At 70.9% G+C, this 1,109-nt stretch carries 1 protein-coding gene; it reads right to left on the bottom strand.

Going from position 1 to position 1,109, the window contains the following annotated elements; translation table 11 throughout:
* Window positions 1–353: 353 nt before the first annotated feature.
* A complete protein-coding gene (locus AB0469_RS16610; protein WP_366452091.1) occupies window positions 354–830 on the bottom strand; it encodes a hypothetical protein in 477 nt (158 codons plus the stop codon).
* Between the last annotated feature and the right edge of the window lie 279 nt (window positions 831–1,109).

The raw sequence follows: 1,109 nt of genomic DNA, 5'->3' as shown, positions 1-1,109 counted from the left end.
GGCCGCCCTCACGCATCAGATCGCTACGCGCTCCTCCCGTCTCAGCGTCCGCAGCCCGTCTCGGGCCGCTCCCCACACCAAAGGACGACGAGAGGAGCATCCGGGGCCGTCGGCCGCCTCAGATCGCTACGCGCTGCCCTGATGTCGGCGTCCGACCGCCGCCCGGGGCCGCTCCCCGCACCAAAGGACGACGAGAGGAGCATCCGGGGCCGTCGAGCGCCTCAGATCGCTACGCGCTCCTCTCATCTCGGCGTCCGGCGCCCGTCCGTGGCCGATATCCGCACCCGATGACGACCAGAGGAGCATCCGTGGCGGATGCCTGCGCCGAAGAGCGCCCTGGAGGGTGTGGGCCGTCACGTCCGCTTGCGGAAGTGGGTGTTGGCGGTCGGGAGGAACATCAGGGTCACGGCGGTGAGGACCGCCGCCACGTGGAGGACGCGGCTGGCACCGAAGACGAGGTCCATCGGCCCGGCCTCCTGGAGCGCGGTGCCCAGGGAGTGGCCCTGCACCCAGGCGCGGACCGGCTGGACCACCATCGATGCCGTACCCGCGACACCCAGACTGAGGGTCAGGACGATCCGCGCCCACCCGCGCCCCCGGCGCATCTGCCACGCGACCAGCAGGGCCCCGGCGAAGACCGGAATGCGGATCGCGAGCCCCACGACGATCTCCGAGACGGTGCCGGAGCCTTCTGCGGCCATCCGGCCCACGGCCAACAGGGTCTCGAACACCCCGGCAGCCACCGCCGTGACCCAGAGGACGTGCGCGGCGCGCACGGCAGTGGGGGGCAACGGCATCAGTTCGTCGGACAGGCGTCGTGCGTGGTTCACGGCGTATGCCATCACGGACTCGATTCGCTCGGGATGTCTGACGGTCCCGATCATCCCGCCGCGCCCGCGCCCCAGCCTGCCTGCTACCCGGTGGGTCCACCCGGGGGATATCCCCACGACCGCGGAACCCCATGGTAAAGAGCCCCGTCTGGCGTCGTGGAGATGAGATGCCCCCGGTCGTCATCGGGTGCGGATATCGGCCACGGACGGGCGCCGGACGCCGAGATGAGAGGAGCGCGTAGCGATCTGAGGCTCGACGGCCCCGAAAGACTTTCTCGT

Origin of the sequence: Streptomyces sp. NPDC093801 (genome assembly GCF_040701585.1) — a bacterium.
In the GTDB taxonomy this organism is placed as follows: Bacteria; Actinomycetota; Actinomycetes; order Streptomycetales; family Streptomycetaceae; genus Streptomyces.
The sequence above is the reverse complement of the archived record's forward strand: the minus strand, read 5'-3'. Positions and strand labels throughout refer to the sequence as shown.